General features: G+C 39.3%; 12 protein-coding genes, 1 other RNA gene and 1 other annotated feature. Of the genes, 1 reads left to right on the forward strand and 12 read right to left on the reverse strand.

Features of this window, described 5'->3' with window-relative positions; all coding sequences use genetic code 11:
• Nucleotides 1–15 precede the first annotated feature (15 nt).
• The 7 genes from QNH29_RS23000 to QNH29_RS23030 form a co-directional block, all read right to left on the reverse strand.
• Complete coding sequence (locus QNH29_RS23000; RefSeq protein ID WP_283861615.1) at nucleotides 16–966, reverse strand: ABC transporter permease; 951 nt, start codon at nucleotides 964–966, stop codon at nucleotides 16–18.
• Nucleotides 959–1885 (reverse strand): ABC transporter ATP-binding protein, encoded by a 927-nt coding sequence (locus QNH29_RS23005; protein WP_283861616.1) that lies wholly within the window; start codon nucleotides 1883–1885, stop codon nucleotides 959–961. Before QNH29_RS23005 ends, QNH29_RS23000 begins: the two co-directional genes overlap by 8 nt.
• 100 nt (nucleotides 1886–1985) lie before the next feature.
• Entirely contained in the window at nucleotides 1986–2753 is a 768-nt protein-coding gene (locus QNH29_RS23010; RefSeq protein ID WP_283861617.1) for a tRNA threonylcarbamoyladenosine dehydratase, read from the reverse strand.
• Nucleotides 2754–3131: 378 nt separating this feature from the next.
• Nucleotides 3132–3327: non-coding RNA, 6S RNA (gene ssrS, locus QNH29_RS23015), on the reverse strand.
• Nucleotides 3328–3388: 61 nt separating this feature from the next.
• Nucleotides 3389–5167: an aspartate--tRNA ligase gene (aspS, locus tag QNH29_RS23020; protein WP_283861618.1), complete on the reverse strand. Its 1779-nt coding sequence runs from the start codon at nucleotides 5165–5167 to the stop codon at nucleotides 3389–3391.
• Between the two features lie 15 nt (nucleotides 5168–5182).
• Nucleotides 5183–6454, reverse strand: coding sequence for a histidine--tRNA ligase (gene hisS / locus QNH29_RS23025; RefSeq protein WP_283861619.1), 1272 nt, complete (start codon nucleotides 6452–6454; stop codon nucleotides 5183–5185).
• A gap of 268 nt (nucleotides 6455–6722) precedes the next feature.
• Nucleotides 6723–6992: a binding site (T-box leader), on the reverse strand.
• 58 nt (nucleotides 6993–7050) lie between these two features.
• Nucleotides 7051–7230 (reverse strand): hypothetical protein, encoded by a 180-nt coding sequence (locus QNH29_RS23030; RefSeq protein WP_283865788.1) that lies wholly within the window; start codon nucleotides 7228–7230, stop codon nucleotides 7051–7053.
• A gap of 160 nt (nucleotides 7231–7390) precedes the next feature.
• Between QNH29_RS23030 and QNH29_RS23035 the strand changes: the two genes are divergently transcribed.
• The gene (locus QNH29_RS23035) at nucleotides 7391–9130 is read left to right on the forward strand and encodes an N-acetylmuramoyl-L-alanine amidase family protein (protein WP_283861620.1); all 1740 of its coding nucleotides are present in this window, start codon (nucleotides 7391–7393) and stop codon (nucleotides 9128–9130) included.
• 37 nt (nucleotides 9131–9167) lie between these two features.
• On the opposite strand, the gene dtd is transcribed toward QNH29_RS23035, so the two are convergent.
• From dtd to secDF, 5 genes are all read right to left on the reverse strand, one after another.
• Nucleotides 9168–9611, reverse strand: coding sequence for a D-aminoacyl-tRNA deacylase (gene dtd, locus QNH29_RS23040; protein ID WP_283861621.1), 444 nt, complete (start codon nucleotides 9609–9611; stop codon nucleotides 9168–9170).
• 13 nt (nucleotides 9612–9624) lie between these two features.
• On the reverse strand, nucleotides 9625–11820 hold the full coding sequence (locus tag QNH29_RS23045; RefSeq protein WP_283861622.1) for a RelA/SpoT family protein: 2196 nt from the start codon (nucleotides 11818–11820) through the stop codon (nucleotides 9625–9627).
• Nucleotides 11821–12053: 233 nt separating this feature from the next.
• On the reverse strand, nucleotides 12054–12566 hold the full coding sequence (locus tag QNH29_RS23050; protein ID WP_283861623.1) for an adenine phosphoribosyltransferase: 513 nt from the start codon (nucleotides 12564–12566) through the stop codon (nucleotides 12054–12056).
• Nucleotides 12566–14920: a single-stranded-DNA-specific exonuclease RecJ gene (gene recJ / locus QNH29_RS23055; RefSeq protein ID WP_283861624.1), complete on the reverse strand. Its 2355-nt coding sequence runs from the start codon at nucleotides 14918–14920 to the stop codon at nucleotides 12566–12568. Before recJ ends, QNH29_RS23050 begins: the two co-directional genes overlap by 1 nt.
• 104 nt (nucleotides 14921–15024) lie before the next feature.
• Nucleotides 15025–17289 carry a protein translocase subunit SecDF gene (gene secDF / locus QNH29_RS23060; RefSeq protein WP_283861625.1) on the reverse strand — a complete coding sequence of 755 codons (2265 nt, stop codon included), beginning with the start codon at nucleotides 17287–17289 and terminating at the stop codon, nucleotides 15025–15027.
• Nucleotides 17290–17379: the final 90 nt, after the last annotated feature.

The raw sequence follows: 17379 nt of genomic DNA on the forward strand, positions 1-17379 counted from the left end.
CCCAGAGGTTATTTTTTACGCTGCGACATCTCTCTTTTTAAAAACAAAGAAAGCCAAAAATTGAAATATCACGAAGTAGATGATCAGCATAATGATTGAGAATGTCATTGTCATTCCCTCAAGGAGCGGGGTTCCCTCTATATATTGCATTAAATTGGTGTTAGCAAACAAAATGTATTTTGCCCAATCAAACTTCATTGACAATAGTGCGGTGAATTGACCACCCGTGAACAATAAGAATAAGGATAGCCCGATCGCCAAAGAACTGTTCCGGAAGACAGATGAAATCATAAATGCCATCGTTGTCAGCATAATCATTTCGATTGAAGCTAACCCATAGTAAATGATTAAGTGAATTACGATATGCTGTTCGGTTACTTGGCCATTAAAATAATTTAAATAAGGCAGTCCTTTTTCCGGGAATCCAAAAAGGATAGTGCCAAGCAGAGCTGAAAAACCAAATAGTACTCCTATCATTAATAAAGCAAACAATAGTACAGTTAAATACTTGGATAGTAAAATCTTACTTCGATTGATTGGGCGGATTAACAGAAGTTTAATAGTGCCCCAATTAAATTCACTGGCTACGATTCCGGCAGATATCACAATCGTAAACAGTCCTGCTAATAAGATAAGCTCAGAATTATCTTTTACAAATGACCAGACATTATATTTTTCCCGAAAAGGAATATCATGCTCTAATCTGTATTCATTAATAGCAATTTGTTTTTTATAGTACTCTTGCTCCATTTTAATAGGACTGGATTCTAATTGCTTTTTCAATGCCTCATTTTCCTGTTGTAATACCGGCTTCCACTCCTCTGTCGCATTCGGTTCCTCTTCAACGAGATTATATTTCATAAAGATTCCTGTGACCGAGATAATAATTAATAAAATACCAATCATTACATAGGTTCCAGGTCTTCTAAAAATTTTCATCCATTCGTTACGAAGTAAGTTAATCATGATCGATCCCCTCCTTTTGTGCCGTGACTTCGAGGAAGCGATCTTCTAATGTTTTCGATACTTCTTTAATTCCGAATACCTTAATATCCTCATCCACAAAGCTTTTTACCAATGCCGGTACACTTTCTTTTGGCAGCTCCAGAGTAATCCCGTTTCGGGAAGGAGACACAAGGATCGTTGGAAAGTTCAATTTCACAAGGTTTAATGCTTTATCACTTGGAATGACCTCAAACTCAAAACTCGCATTGTTGCTATGTACAAACTCTTGTACCAATTGTACATCAATGAGCTGCCCATTTTGAATAATCCCAATCCGGTCACACATCATTTCCATTTCAGAAAGGATATGACTTGAGACAATGACAGCCATATTTTTTTCTCTTGCCAATAGACGGATATAGTCACGAATCTCTCTAATCCCTGCAGGATCCAGTCCGTTTGTCGGTTCATCCAAGATTAGAACTTTTGGATCGTGTAAAAGGCACTGTGCCAATCCTAATCTTTGGCGCATCCCGAGTGAATAGGTTTTCACTTTATCATGAACTCTGTCTGATAGGCCGACCAGTTTTACTGTTTCATTGATTTTTTCCTTCGTAATCCCTTTTACCATGCGTGCATAGTGAATTAAATTCTGATAGCCGCTGAGAAATTTATACATTTCCGGATTTTCAACGATCGCTCCGACATGTCTCACCGCATCTTCAAAATTTGTTTTTATACTTTTACCACCTATCAAGATATCCCCAGATGTAATGTCTATGAGACCAACAATCATTCGAATAGTGGTTGTTTTACCAGCTCCATTGGGTCCGAGAAACCCAAATACTTCTCCTTTATTGACCTCAAAGCTGACATTGTCTATAATCGTTCTTCCTTTAATCACTTTGGTAACATCTTTAATAACTACGATTGATTCCAAGAAATGTCCCCCTCTCTTCCTCAAGTTTACCGTATTACAGATAAAATTTCCCAATTTTATATAAAAATTAAACCCCGACCTTTAGGTTCGGGGCTTGTTACTATTTTTCGTCCGCTACACGAGTAATTTTTATATCAGCCAGCAATTGTCTTACTACATAGCTTGCCATGATTAATCCACACGTGGATGGGACGAATGCATTTGATGATGGCGGCATTTGTGCTTTGCGAATTGGCGCGTTGGCATTCCCCACCTCTTTCTTGACATCTTCACGAATCACGATTGGACTTTCATCGGAAAAGACCACTGGGATGCCCTTGTGAATTCTTTCTTTACGAAGCTTCGTACGGATAACTTTAGCGATTGGGTCTGTATGTGTTTTTGAAATATCGGCAATTTGGAAGCGAGTTGGATCCATTTTGTTGGCTGCACCCATACTGGAGATAATCGGGATGTTTCTTTTTAAACATTCTTTCATGAGATGAATTTTATAAATAATCGTATCAGAAGCATCAACGACAAAGTCCAATCCATGACTAAAAAATTCTTCATATGTTTCTTCTGTATAAAACATTTTTAAAGCAATGACTTCACAATCAGGATTTATGTCTTTGATACGTTCCTTCATAAGTTCAGCTTTTGGTTGTCCAACCGTTGATAGCAGTGCGATAAGCTGACGGTTTACATTTGTAATATCAACTGTATCTTTATCAACTAGTATTAGGCGTCCTACTCCAGATCGCGCCAGGGCTTCAGCCGCAAATGAGCCGACACCGCCAATTCCTAACACAGCAACTGTAGCATTCTTCATAATATCTAAACCTTCTTTGCCTATGGCAAGTTCATTACGAGAAAATTGATGCAGCATGTGAATCCTCCAGAAATTTATATTCGACTTATTATTATTTTTTACCCTAAAAAAATATAACATACTCCACTATAAATTCAAGTATTTCTATAGGGATTAAAAAACTCTAAAGAGTTGTTAAGATTGGATACTTCCCCTAATTATTTGGCTCCTGATTTACGGGCACAATCATTCCGGTATTGTTCCCCTATTTCTTCGATTCATCATTTACGGGCACAATCATTCCGGTATTGTTCCCTTATTTCTTCGATTCACCATTTACGGGCACAATCATGCCGGGATTGTTCCCTTATTTCTTCGATTCACCATTTACGGGCACAATCCCATTTTCCCCAAAAATAAAAATAGCCTCCTGCTCATGCAGGAGACTATTTTTATAAGGGTCCCAATGGTGCCGTCGCGCTTAGTTCCTTCTTTTGATCCCGCCACTCTCGCAGGTGGGTGTCTTATTCCAAGTTTTTGTAAGTCCCTTTAACCGTATAGGTTGAGGCTTTTACGCAGCTTGAAAACCCAGACTCCCGAAGAAATAATGTTGGTCAAAAGTTAGGTAATACAACGAACATTTCAGGACACTTATTTGGTTGACTTAATAATATCATAAAGTGATAAACCATTCAAGGTTTTATGAAAGCGTTTTATTCACTTTTATTGTTAACATTTAGTGACAAATGCAGTTCTTTTAATTGGGCCTCGGAAACAGTTCCAGGTGCGTCTGTTAACAAGTCGCTTGCACTAGCCGTTTTTGGGAATGCAATGGTATCTCGCAGGTTAGAACTACCTGCAAGCAGCATTACCAACCGGTCCAAACCAAGAGCGATTCCACCATGCGGCGGTGTACCATATTCGAAGGCATTCAATAAGAAACCAAATTGTTCTTGAGCTTCTTCAGGCGAAAAGCCAAGGACGTTAAACATTTTTTCTTGAACAGAACGCTCAAAAATTCTTAATGAACCACCGCCGAGCTCATACCCATTTAATACAAGGTCATAGGCTTGTGCTCTTACTCTAGCAGGATCTGTATCTAAGTATGGGAGGTCTTCTCTAACCGGCATAGTGAACGGATGGTGGGCAGCATAATAACGGCCTTCTTCCTCACCATATTCAAGTAATGGCCAATCGGTAATCCATAGGAAATTGAACTTGCTTTGGTCAATTAATCCTAATTCTTTACCCAGCTTTAAGCGCAGTGCACCCAAGGCGTCAGCAACCACATTTTTCTTATCAGCTACAAATAAGAGAAGGTCTCCTTCATTCGCCTCCAAAACTGTTCTTAAAGCATTAGCATCTTCATCTGCAAAGAATTTAGCAATCGGACCTTTTAACCCCTCTGCATCTACCTTCAGCCAAGCAAGACCTTTTGCCCCATAAACTCCTACAAATTCTGTTAGTGCGTCAATATCCTTACGAGAATATTTTTCAGCAGCACCTTTTACGTTAATTCCCTTTACTTGCCCGCCATTTGCAACCGCAGCAGCAAATACTTTAAAACCAGATTCCTTAACTACCTCAGAAAGGTCTACCAGTTCGAGTCCAAAACGAGTATCAGGCTTATCTGAACCAAATCGGTTCATTGCTTCATCATAAGTCATTCGTGGAAATGGAGCAGCAATATCGAGTCCTTTGACTTCTTTCATTAATCCAGTCATCATTTTTTCCATTAAGCCCAAGATATCCTCTTGGCCAAGGAAACTAGTTTCAATATCGATTTGTGTAAACTCTGGCTGACGGTCCGCACGTAAATCTTCATCACGGAAACAGCGGGCAATTTGATAGTAACGCTCAACCCCGCCAAGCATTAATAACTGCTTGAATAACTGCGGTGATTGTGGAAGAGCATAGAACTCACCAGGATGAACACGGCTCGGCACTAGATAGTCGCGGGCTCCTTCTGGTGTACTTTTTGTTAAGATTGGTGTTTCAATATCTAAAAATCCTTCAGAATCAAGGAAATCTCTAATATGCTTCGTTACTTGATGACGCATTTTTAACGTTTCAAAAATCACCGGACGACGGAAGTCTAAATAGCGATATTTGAGGCGCACGTCTTCAGATACATCTGTTTTATCAGTAATTGTAAATGGCGGTGTTTTTGCTTCGTTAATGATGGTTACCGTTTCAGCTTGAACTTCAATCTTCCCGGTTTTTAAATTAGGATTTATCGTTCCAGCCTCACGGCTAATTACCTTTCCTTGAATATCCAGCACATACTCACTGCGAATCTTTTCAGCCGTTTCTAGTGCTTCTTTCGAAACATCCGGATTAAAAACAACTTGAACAATACCTGAACGATCACGCAGATCGATAAAGATTAATCCGCCAAGGTCACGGCGTTTTGAGACCCAGCCTTTAAGTGTTACTTTTTCACCAATGGCTGACTCGGGTACATCGCCACAAAAATACGTTCTCCCATACATGAAGATCCTCTCCTCTTATCTCTTAAGTTCTTGAAAATACTCTACAAATCGTGTTAACTCGATTTCCAATTGCTCGCCTGTAGCCATATTTTTAAGATTAATTTTATTATTAGTAAGTTCATCGTCACCGAGAACGGCAACATACTTTGCATTCAATCGGTCAGCTGCTTTAAATTGTGCTTTGATTTTTCGATTTAAATAATCTCTCTCAGCAGAAACACCAGCTAGCCTTAACTTCTGCAGCAGCCCTACTGTATAATCCTTTGCCTCTTCACCTAATGCAGCTAAATAACAATCAATGCCTTGATTAATTTCGAGCTCAACGCCTTCAGCCTTAAGTGCAGCAATGAAGCGTTCAATACTCATCGCAAATCCAATTCCTGGAGTTTCTGGGCCGCCCATTTCTTCGGCTAAACCGTTATAACGTCCGCCGCCGCATAATGTGGTGATCGCTCCAAAGCCCTCTGCATCGCTCATAATTTCAAAAGCTGTGTGATTATAGTAATCCAATCCACGTACAAGATTTGGATCTACAACAAACTCAATCTCTACTTGTGTTAGATACTGCTGTAATTTTTCGAAATAAGACCTAGAATCGTCATTTAGATAATCAATAATCGAAGGAGCAGTTTTCATCAATTCGTGATTATGATCCTGCTTGCAATCAAGAATTCTCAATGGATTTTTTTCAAGACGGTTTTGGCAGTCTTTACAAAATTCTCCGATTCTTGGCTGAAAGTGATTAACTAACGCATTGCGGTGAGCGGTTCTGCTCTCCTTATCTCCAAGACTATTGATGACAAGCTTAAGCTTCTTCAGTCCCATTTCCTTGTATAAATTCATAGCTAGTGAGATAACTTCTGCGTCAATGGCTGGGTCGTTACTGCCTAATGCCTCGATACCAAATTGAACAAATTGACGGAAGCGACCTGCTTGCGGGCGTTCGTATCGGAACATAGGCCCCATATAAAAAAGTTTTACTGGTTGATTTGGATATCCAAACATCTTTTTCTCAACAAACGCTCTTACTACAGCAGCAGTACCTTCTGGTCTAAGTGTGAGACTTCGGCCGCCGCGATCATCAAATGTGTACATTTCTTTTTGTACGATATCAGTGGTATCACCGACACCACGAGCAAATAGATCGGTATGTTCAAAGATTGGAGTCCTAATTTCTTGATATTGATATTTTTCACAAAGTTCTCTTGCTTTTGCTTCAATGAGCTGCCACTTTTCTACCTCTCCAGGCAGAATGTCCTGCGTGCCTCTCGGAATGCTAATCGACATAGCAGAATTCCTCCTTACCATACTTTTTTATGTAAGGCTGTGTTAGATTTGTCTGTTGATTTGCGCTCCAGGCACTTCGCTTTCCGCAGGCGTTGCGGTGAGCCTCCTCGGCGCTAGCGCCTGTGGGGTCTCACCTGCTCCGTACTCCTGCAGGAGTCTTCGTGCCTTCCGCGCAAATCAACAGAGTGCAAATATCATCATTTCGCTTTAACACAGCCTATGTAAAACATTTTATAAAAAACAAAAAACTCCCGTCCCTTGTATAAATACAAGGGACGAGAGTTATATTCCCGCGGTGCCACCCTAGTTGAAGGCATAAACTTTCATGCACTTCCTCTTTTACAGTTAACGCCTGCATACGTTCTATTCCTAATAGAGGCGGATGTTTCCGATTTAAGTCGGACTTCCGTTTCCTTTTTCAGAGAGAAGCCTACGGAGTGTTCATTCATTAAGGTTCATGTAGAAATGCTCTCAGCCTAAGGCATTTCCTCTCTTGTCATGTTTTAGCTTAATTACTATGCTCCATCATTGGTTATTTCCATGTGCTTTTTATTTATATAATATTACGGAGCATTGATTCCATTGTCAAGAAGGATTTATGATCTTTGGAGATGTTTTTTCAACTTTCTAACATCGCCGATCGTTAGTCCAAATTCGGAGGCAAGCTCAAACGTAGTATTATGCTGTTCGCTTTGAATAAAATCATGAAAATCCACACCAAATAGCCTGCTATCCATAGATTGGACGCTATTTCCTTTATCGCTCGATCTCATCACCCATCACCTCGCAAGAATCACTATAATTGTTATTATTTCCAACCATCACAAAAACTTACATGTGATAGTAAATTTCAAAATAGTGGATATTTAACAATTAAGGAATGATTTCCATGCCCTTTTACGATAAAATGAAAGATATTGTGAAGGGAGAGAGTGGATGATAAAGAGATATATACTAATGTTTGTATGTTTCATGGTAGCCTTCGGATTATTCCTTCCACAAGAAATAGGTGTGGCAGCAAACGGTACCCTTACTATAGCTGAAAATACTGTTAATGTCCGCAAGGGTCCAGGCTTAAGCTACCAACTTGTGAAACAAGTTAACAAGGGAGAAAAATTCACTATTATTAAAGAACAGGAAGATTGGATTCAAATTCAACTTTCCGCTGCGAAAACCGGCTGGGTTGCCAATTGGGTTGTAACCAAAACCACAAATGGAACAACAACAAATGGTTTAAACAACTCAAATAACAAGACTGCAGAAGCAAATACCGATCAATTACGTGTACGAACCGGCCCAGGAACTAATTTTCGCATCATTGGATATTTAAATAAAGGACAAGCTGTCAGTGTTATAGATGATAATGAAAACTGGATAAAAATATCAGCCGGATTTGGGGATGGCTGGGTTACAAGAGAATATCTTGACTTCAATACTAAATCTACTACTTCTAAAGACGATAATCATAATAAATCAATAGGGACTGGTAACATTACTGATACATTGAATGTTCGAAATGAACCTTCGACAACAGGAAGAGTGATCGGGAAACTCGAAAAAGGGTCTTCCATAACGATTTATTCAAAAAAGAATGGCTGGGTTGAAATAAAGTACGGTAACCAACGTGCTTGGGTTAGTGCAGATTATGTTCAAACGGGAACTAAAAATAAACCAGCCAATCCTTCAAATGGAACAATTGGGATAGTAACGGCTAGCACTCTTAGTGTCCGCAGCGATACTACCTTAAACTCAAACATTATTGGTTCCATTACAAAGGGGCAGAAGTTCACCATTCTTGAAGAAAAAAATAGTTGGTTCAAAATCGAATACAAACCTGGAAAAATAGGCTGGGCAGCAGGTTGGTACTTCAACACGGATAGAGAAACTACCACAGAGCTTGCTAAAGACAGCAAAGTTACCATACTACATAACGGAACAAATATAAGGAAGGACCCCACCGTTCAATCAAACGTACTTCTACGAGCCAACGAGGGAGAGTCCTTTCCAATAAGCAGTGTTGAGAATGATTGGTACGAGATTATATTGCCAAACGGAACAAAAGGTTTTATTGCCGGATGGCTCGTAACAAACAATGGAACCGGACCCGGAATTGACAAACAAGGGGCAGAAGCTTATTTAAAATCGAAGACCATCGTAATTGACCCTGGGCATGGTGGTATTGATACTGGGGCTACAGGTGCAGGTGGTACTCTTGAAAAAGAATTAACACTGCGTACTGCTTACCTTTTATCTGATAAGTTAAGAGCAGCTGGAGCTAATGTTTTTCTTACAAGAAGCAGTGATTCTTTTCTCCCGCTTCCATCAAGAGTGAGATTAGCAAGTGTCCATCAGTCAGATGCGTTTATCAGCTTACATTATGATAGTAACCTAGATCGAAGTGTCCGTGGGATGACAGGTTTTTACTATCATTCCTATCAAAAAAAGCTCGCTGAATATGTATATAATTCTACGAATGCCCAAACAAGGTTAAAAAGCCGCGGTGTCCGTACAGGTGATTTTCATGTCGTTCGTGAAAATCAAAGGCAGGCGGTGCTAATGGAATTGGGCTACCTAAGTAATTCAGCGGAAGAAATGACACTTACATCAGGGCAATTCCAAGAAAATGCAGCAACTGGTTTGTATAATGGACTCGCCCGATATTTTAAAGATCAATAAAAAAATGCTTGGCAGCTATGAAAGTGCCAAGCATTTTTTAACCTTTACTCTCAACAATTAAAGTGACGGGACCATCATTGATTAATTCAACATCCATCATGGCGCCAAAGACACCTGTTTCAACCTTAATACCTTTTTCACGCAATAAACCATTGAATGTTTCATATAGGGGGTTTGCCTGTTCTGGTCTCGCCGCTTCCATGAAATTGGGTCTCCTGCCTTTACGGCAATCACCATACAAAGTAAATTGAGATACAGAAAGAATTTCACCGCCAACCTCTAATAAGGATAAATTCATCTTTCCGGCGTCATCCTCAAATATCCTTAGGTTTGCAATTTTATCTGCTAGAAAGGCTGCGTCTTCTTCTGTATCCTGATGTGTTACGCCTACAAGAAGGACAAGACCTTTAGAGATCTGTCCCGTTATCTCTCCGTTAACTGTTACCTTTGCATTCTTACTGCGCTGTACAACAACTCGCATTTTTAGTAAACTCCTAATTCATTATCCGGCGGACCGAATAAATATCTGGTATCTGTTTAATCCGGTCAACCACTTTTTGCAAATGGCTGACATTGTGTATAGCAATTGACATAATAATCGTTGCCATTTTATTACGATCAGACCGGCCAGAAACCGCTGAAATATTTGTTTTCGTTTCATTTACTGCCTGCAGAACCTCATTAAGTAAACCACGGCGGTCATAACCACTAATCTCGATATCGACATTATATTCTTTCCGGTCATTTAAAGAGGATTCCCATTCAACAGGAATTAATCTGGTTTGTGCATCATTGGAGTCAATGTTTGTACAATCGGCTCGATGAACGGAAACACCTCGTCCTTTTGTAATAAATCCAACAATTTCGTCACCTGGGACAGGATTACAGCATCGTGATAAGCGAATTAATAAATTATCGATGCCGGCAACACGAACACCAGACTCTCGCTTTTTGGTAGAAGGGAATGCCTTCATATCTGAAATAGCATTTGTGATCGTCGCAGATTGCTCCTGATCCCGTTTTTTACGCCACTTTTCGGTTAAACGATTGGCTACCTGCAGTGCAGTAACACCATTATAGCCGACTGCTGCATACATATCGTCTTCATTGGCAAAGTTAAACTTTTCTGCTACCTTTTTCAAATTGTCAGCTGTTAGAATCTCTTTTAAATCAAATTCCATGGCACGGATTTCTTTCTCAACAAGTTCCCTGCCTTTGTCGACATTTTCATCTCGGCGCTGCTTCTTAAAAAAGGCACGAATTTTGTTTTTGGCCTGCGAAGTTTGTGCAAGTTTTAACCAGTCTTGACTAGGTCCATAGGAGTGCTTTGAGGTAAGAATTTCAATGATATCACCAGTCTTGAGTCGATAATCCAGTGTGACCATCTTACCGTTCACTTTTGCCCCTATCGTCTTATTACCGATCTCAGAGTGAATTCGATAAGCAAAGTCAATAGGTACGGAACCGGATGGCAATTCAATTACATCTCCTTTTGGTGTAAACACAAAAACCATATCAGAGAATAAATCGATTTTTAATGACTCCATAAACTCTTCGGCATTCGCAGTGTCATTTTGAAACTCAAGGATTTCCCTAAACCAAGTTAGTTTTTGTTCATAAGATGTGGAATCACTTAGTGCTTTTCCTTCTTTATAAGCCCAGTGTGCCGCAATCCCGAATTCAGCTATACGGTGCATTTCAGACGTTCTAATTTGAACCTCTAGAGGGTCACCCTTTGGACCAATAACCGTGGTATGAAGAGATTGATACATATTCGGCTTAGGCATGGCAATATAATCTTTAAACCTACCTGGCATAGGCTTCCAGCATGTATGGATGATTCCTAGGACAGCGTAGCAATCCTTAATACTATTTACTACTATTCGAACGGCAAGTAAATCATAGATTTCACTAAACTGTTTATTTTGTTGAACCATTTTTCGATAAATGCTATAAATATGCTTTGGTCTTCCAGAAAGCTCAGCATTTATTGACACTTCATTCATCCGACTGCGAACTTCATCCATTACATCGACTAAGTATTGTTCTCGTTCTGCCCGCTTCTTTTTCATCAGGTTAACAATACGGTAATATTGCTGTGGATTTAAGTATCTTAATGCAGTGTCTTCCAGCTCCCATTTAATCTTAGAAATACCAAGACGATGGGCCAGAGGTGCAAAGATTTCAAGTGTTTCATTTGAGATCCGGCGCTGCTTCTCAACAGGAAGGTGCTTAAGCGTCCTCATATTATGCAAACGATCAGCAAGCTTAATCAAAATAACGCGGATATCCTGAGCCATTGCCACAAACATTTTTCTGTGGTTCTCTGCCTGCTGTTCCTCGTGTGATTTATATTTAATTTTTCCTAGTTTCGTAACCCCGTCGACAAGCATGGCCACTTCGTCGTTAAATTCCGTCTCGATGTCCTTCAAGGTAACATCTGTATCTTCAACAACGTCATGGAGAAAACCAGCGGCAACCGTTGCAGGATCCATCTCCAAATCTGCCAGTATTCCAGCAACTTGAATAGGATGAATAATGTAAGGCTCCCCAGATTTTCTATATTGTTCACGATGAGAGTATTTGGCGAATTCGTATGCTCTTTTTACAAATTCGCAATGTTCCTCATTCAAATAGATTCTCGTCTTGTCGATGACTTGTTCGGCGGTTAACACTTGATCGTTCGCCATAAAATTCACCTTATTTTTCGTATCATTTTTTTATTATTAAATGTTTATATATGTTAACTAGTTACTCATGAATGTTACTAATGATTGTTTCTATTATCGAAAAAAAACGCTAAGAAGTAAAGGGATAGATACTATTTTACTGTATTTTGCGAAAAAAGTGTCGAAATTTAGTGAAAAAATAGCTCTTTTATTATAACAAGAGAGCACTCTTTTACGAGTGCCCTCGGGTACTATTAATAATTCATCAAAGTCATGATGTCGTAGCCTTCGAGTTTCTTGCGTCCCTCGAGGTAAGATAATTCAATTAGGAAGGCAATCCCAGCAACTACACCGCCAAGCTGTTCTACTAATTGAATCGTAGCTTCAATGGTACCGCCTGTTGCTAACAGGTCATCTGTTATCAACACACGCTGTCCAGGTTGAATTGCATCCTTATGGATCGTAAGGACATCACTGCCATATTCTAATCCATAGCTGACTTTTACCGTTTCACGCGGTAATTTTCCTTCCTTACGAACTGGTGCAAAGCCAATTCCAAGTGAATAAGCTACTGGGCAGCCAATGATAAAACCTCTTGCCTCAGGACCAACGATTAAATCAATTTGTTTATCTTTTGCATAAGCAACAATTTGATCTGTTGCATACTTGTAGGCATCTCCATTGTTCATTAATGGGGTAATATCCTTGAATGTAATACCTGGTTTTGGGTAATCTGGTACGATCGCGATAAATTGCTTTAAGTCCATTACGTAATTCCTCCTCGGATAATAACTGATTCTTCAATAATCTCGTCAAACCAGCTCTTTAATTGCTCAAAGGATGAAAATAATAAATCCCTTTCAATTGCATATTGAGCCTGTTTGGTTTGGTACGTAATTGAATCAGTAAGGTCACGCTTTTGTGAATTTTTATTCAAAGTAATAAATCCATTGTTTATTGTAACAAAATCTAGTTCAGAAAACACTTTAGACATAAAGGTTATGGTTTCCGTTGACCAGCCGCGGTGCTTAGCAATCTCATCCCCATAACGCCCCAAATCAATCGGCCCTTTTTTTAACAAAAATGCATAGAACCATTTAAAGTGTTCTCTCGTAGGAATGGTACTAAAGAAATCACTCGATTCTTTATAGAAATATGCATAGATTCGAGCAGGGCGTTTACCGTTAAATAAATGATGCAGCAACTCTTTTGACGGCGGAATGTCAACGAGAACGACATTGGCCTGATAAGAATCGAATGCCTTAGCTTCTGCTTCATCTTTAATAAGGATTGCCTCACCCGCAATAGCTGGGTCGATTTTCTCAAGCTGTTCTCTGTTAAAGATAATATATTTTCGCTTCTCATTAGGTATTGTATGAACCATCGAGTGAATTCGTTTTACCCCGCGATGATCAAATAATTGCCACGATTCAACTGACACATCCTGGATAAAAATTTGTGGTTTACGGATATTATTCCACTCATTAACGGCTAACTCACCAATTAATGAAATTTTTGAAGCTGGTGAAATATGGTCAACTAATTGTCCGAGTCCAAAACCAATTCCGTCTAAATTCGTACCATTATCATTAACCATTACTTTCAAATGATTTTGTTCCGATCCAATTTTTCTCATTGTTGATATTTGGACATTACTGATTAACACCTTCGGCTTAGGATTGTCCATTCCAAATGGAGCAAGGAGATTTAGTTCATCCAGTGAAGATAAATTAACTTCTTCGACTTTGATCTCATGATCCAGTGTGGTAACTGGGATAAAATCCTCCTCTGTTAACTGCTCATTGGCTAAATTATTTAATCTTTGACGCAGGTCAGGTACATCTTCTAACTTTAAAGTCATACCAGCTGCCATAGGATGACCGCCGAAATGAGGGAGAATATCCCGGCATTCCGATAGATTTTTAAACAAATCAAAACCTGCAATACTACGAGCAGAGCCCTTCGCTAGACCCTTTTCCTTATCAAAGCTAAGAACGATTGTCGGCCGGTAAAACTTTTCCACTAATCTAGAAGCAACGATGCCAATTACACCTGCATTCCAACCTTCTTTACCAATAACAAGTACAGAATTTGAATCAATGGGATAATTTCGTTCAACCTCTTCTATGGCTTCAAGGGTAATGGAATTCACGATTGATTGTCTCGTCTTATTTAATTCATCCATTTCCTGTGCTAAAGCTTCCGCTTCGGATGAATCATCAGTAAGCAAAAGTTCTACAGCCATATCAGCATTTTCCAATCTGCCAACTGCATTGATTCTTGGCGCCAGGGAAAAGCCGATTGTTTCCTCGTTAATGCTTTGAATGTCTACACCTGCCACTTTTAATAAAGCTCTTAGACCTTTATTCTTTGTAACTTTCATTTTTTCCAAACCTTTTTTAGCTATGAGGCGATTTTCATCTTTTAACGAAACTAAATCAGCAATAGTGCCAATAACCGCAATTTCTAACAAGTGCTCAGGCAGTTCACCATATAGTGCATGGGCTAGTTTAAAGGCCACACCAACCCCTGCGAGTTCACGAAAGGGGTAAATACTATCATGCAATTTAGGATGAATAATCGCGAGTGCTTCAGGTAAAACAGGACCCGGCTCATGGTGATCGGTAATAATTAAATCGAGACCGAGTTCTTTTGCAATTGCAGCTTCGTTTATGGCAGAAATGCCTGTATCTACAGTGATAATCAGCTTGATTCCCGTTTCAGCTGCACGGCGAAAGGCTGGTTCGTTCGGACCATATCCTTCCGTAAAACGATTTGGAATATAAAATTGAACATTCGCTCCCAAATCCCTAAGGGTAAGCATTAATACCGTTGTACTGCTCACACCATCCGCATCATAATCACCGAATATTAATATAGGTTCTTTCTTTTCAATAGCTTCCCGAATTCTATTAACAGCAATATCCATGCCTTTTAACAAATAGGGGTCATGAAATTGCTCCTTTCCAAATAAAAAATACCGTGCAGAATCAACGGTATCTAATCCTCGGTTGATAAGCAGCGACGCAATAAGCGGCGTAATTTTCAATTCGTTTTCGAGAGTTTTTACTAGTTGTTGATCAGATTTGCGAACAACCCATCTAGTTTTCGACTTTAACATGCGTTCACCCCTCAGACTTATTTATTATACAGGAGTAAACATTTCCTTTCAACGTAAATCTAGAACAGAAAAAACCGCAGAATAACTGCGGTTTTAACATTTGATTATACTTGAGGCTCATCAGAGTATTTTCTTTTTTCCTTGACCGTTTTAATTGTACCCTTCTTTTTCAATTCCTTCGCTTTGAGAACCACCCAAAGATTGGTCGCAACAAAGATGGAAGAATAAACCCCTGCAATCAATCCAACTAGCAAGGCAATGTTAAAATTAAGGATGGATTCACTTCCAAATAAAATCATTGCCACAACAGTCACTAAAACAGTGAAAACGGTATTAACAGAACGAGTTAAGGTTTGACGAACACTCAGATTCACAACATCGGCAATATCTTCAAACGTCTTAAGTCGTTTCTTTTTTTGTAGGTTTTCACGCATTCTGTCGAATGTAACAATTGTATCATTAATAGAGTAACCGATAATGGTTAGAACGGCTGCAATAAAGGTTAAATCCACCTCTAAGCGCGTTATACTGAAAAAAGCAACCATGAAGAACGCATCGTGAAGCAATGAAGCAATTGCCGCAACTGCCATTGCAAACTCAAAACGGACTGTTACATAGATTATGATTCCGATTGAGGCAATAATGAGGGCGATTACCCCATTTTTTGCAAGCTCTTTACCTACCGTCGGGGAGACAGTACTTACACTTGGGTCAGAGCCAAATTCATCATGAAACGCTGTTTTTAGCTTTGCAATTTCATCCTTAGATAATACATCTTTCATTCGTGCTGATGCCATTTCATTGTTATTACCGGAAAGCGTAATGTCATCTACGTCAATATCCTGCTTGTTAAAAGCAGCCTCAACCTGCTCCGTTGTCAATGGTTTATCCGATAAGACTTCCACACGTGTACCATTTGAAAAGTCAATGGAGAGATTTAGACGGAATAAAAGTAAAAGCACTAAGCCTAAAGCAATAAGGGTACCCGAAATCATGAAAAATAATTTTCTAACCTTTACAAAATCATATCGGTCCCATCTAGTTGGCAGATCAAGCGTATCATAATTTTCAGCAATGTCCTTGATGGCAGACTTTTTCACACCAAACCAGCCTGCCTTCTTATTTAAGAAGCCGCTATACACCCATAAACCTAGTAATAGGCGGGAACCAAAAACAGCTGTAATAAAGCTTAACAAAATACTTACCAACAACATGGTGGCAAAACCTTTAATGGAGCTTGTACCAAAATAAAATAGAACCGCCGCTGTTAAGATCGTCGTTAAGTTTGAGTCTAGGATAGAGGTAAAAGACCCTTTACTTCCAGTTTGGAAAGCAGATTTAATTGATTTACCAACCTTAATCTCTTCTCTAATTCGTTCGTAGGTGATAATGTTGGCGTCAACAGCCATACCCACCCCAAGTATAAGGGCCGCAATTCCCGGCAGCGTTAGAACCCCATTCATCCAATCAAAGACTAGCAATACAAGATAAATATAAATGGATAAAGTAATCGTGGCGATAAAGCCCGGAAAACGATAATAAACTAGCATGAATAAATAGATGATAGCTATCCCGATAATACCTGCTAGAATGGTTTTGTTTAATGCCTGTTCACCAAATTTAGCGCCAACAGAGGTTGAATAAACTTCAGTCAGCTTAACAGGAAGTGCACCAGCGTTTAAAAGTGACGCAAGCTCTTGTGCTTCTTCTGCTGTGAAGCTTCCCACAATCGAAACGGTATTTTGATTGAAAATCTCTCTTACCGTAGGTGCAGATAAAAATTTAGGATTTTCTTTTGTAATTTCCGTTTTAAATGAATCTTTTCCTTCTTCAAAATCAAGCCAAATAACTAAATAATTATTCGGTGCCATTTTTACAATTTCTTCTGTAACGTTTTTGAATTTATTTGCACTCTTTAATTTCAATGAAACACTAGGTGCTCCATTTTCATCAAAGGTTTGGCTTGCGCCATTCTCAGCTAAATCAGCACCGTCCATCATAACGCGGTCATTAGCATCACGGAAAGTTAGGTTCGCTTGAGTAGACAGAATTTCTCGTGCTTCATTTTGGTCCGTTACCCCTGCAAGCTGGACACGAATCCGATTTTCACCCTCAATTTGGATATTTGGTTCACTTACCCCGAGAACATTTATCCGTTTATCAAGTGCCTCGGCTGTACTAGCTAAAGTTTCTTTGTCAATTTTTTGACCTTTTTTCGCTGGTGAAACTTCATACAAAACTTCAAATCCGCCTTGAAGGTCCAAACCTAGTTTAATCTCTTTTAAAATGCCTGTAGTGGTAACTCCTATGGTGCTTCCTAATAGTATAACTACTAAAAAGAAAGCGATTATTCTACTGCGCTTAACCATTATGTAATGTTCCTCCTTAGGGCTTAGCCAAAGCACTGCAACGTAAAGCCATATATAAAAAAATCATTGCTTTTATTATGAAATAGTTTA

Origin of the sequence: Neobacillus sp. DY30 (genome assembly GCF_030123065.1) — a bacterium.
Classification (GTDB): Bacteria; Bacillota; Bacilli; order Bacillales; family Cytobacillaceae; genus Neobacillus.

What these genes read in the sequence shown, in the direction of transcription:
- QNH29_RS23035 (WP_283861620.1), top strand. Translation starts at nt 7,391, where the DNA reads ATGATAAAGAGATATATACTAATGTTTGTATGTTTCATGGTAGCCTTC.
- secDF (WP_283861625.1), bottom strand. Translation starts at nt 17,289, where the DNA reads ATGGTTAAGCGCAGTAGAATAATCGCTTTCTTTTTAGTAGTTATACTA.
- QNH29_RS23000 (WP_283861615.1), bottom strand. Translation starts at nt 966, where the DNA reads ATGATTAACTTACTTCGTAACGAATGGATGAAAATTTTTAGAAGACCT.
- QNH29_RS23010 (WP_283861617.1), bottom strand. Translation starts at nt 2,753, where the DNA reads ATGCTGCATCAATTTTCTCGTAATGAACTTGCCATAGGCAAAGAAGGT.
- dtd (WP_283861621.1), bottom strand. Translation starts at nt 9,611, where the DNA reads ATGCGAGTTGTTGTACAGCGCAGTAAGAATGCAAAGGTAACAGTTAAC.
- recJ (WP_283861624.1), bottom strand. Translation starts at nt 14,920, where the DNA reads ATGTTAAAGTCGAAAACTAGATGGGTTGTTCGCAAATCTGATCAACAA.
- hisS (WP_283861619.1), bottom strand. Translation starts at nt 6,454, where the DNA reads ATGTCGATTAGCATTCCGAGAGGCACGCAGGACATTCTGCCTGGAGAG.
- QNH29_RS23050 (WP_283861623.1), bottom strand. Translation starts at nt 12,566, where the DNA reads ATGGACTTAAAGCAATTTATCGCGATCGTACCAGATTACCCAAAACCA.
- QNH29_RS23045 (WP_283861622.1), bottom strand. Translation starts at nt 11,820, where the DNA reads ATGGCGAACGATCAAGTGTTAACCGCCGAACAAGTCATCGACAAGACG.
- aspS (WP_283861618.1), bottom strand. Translation starts at nt 5,167, where the DNA reads ATGTATGGGAGAACGTATTTTTGTGGCGATGTACCCGAGTCAGCCATT.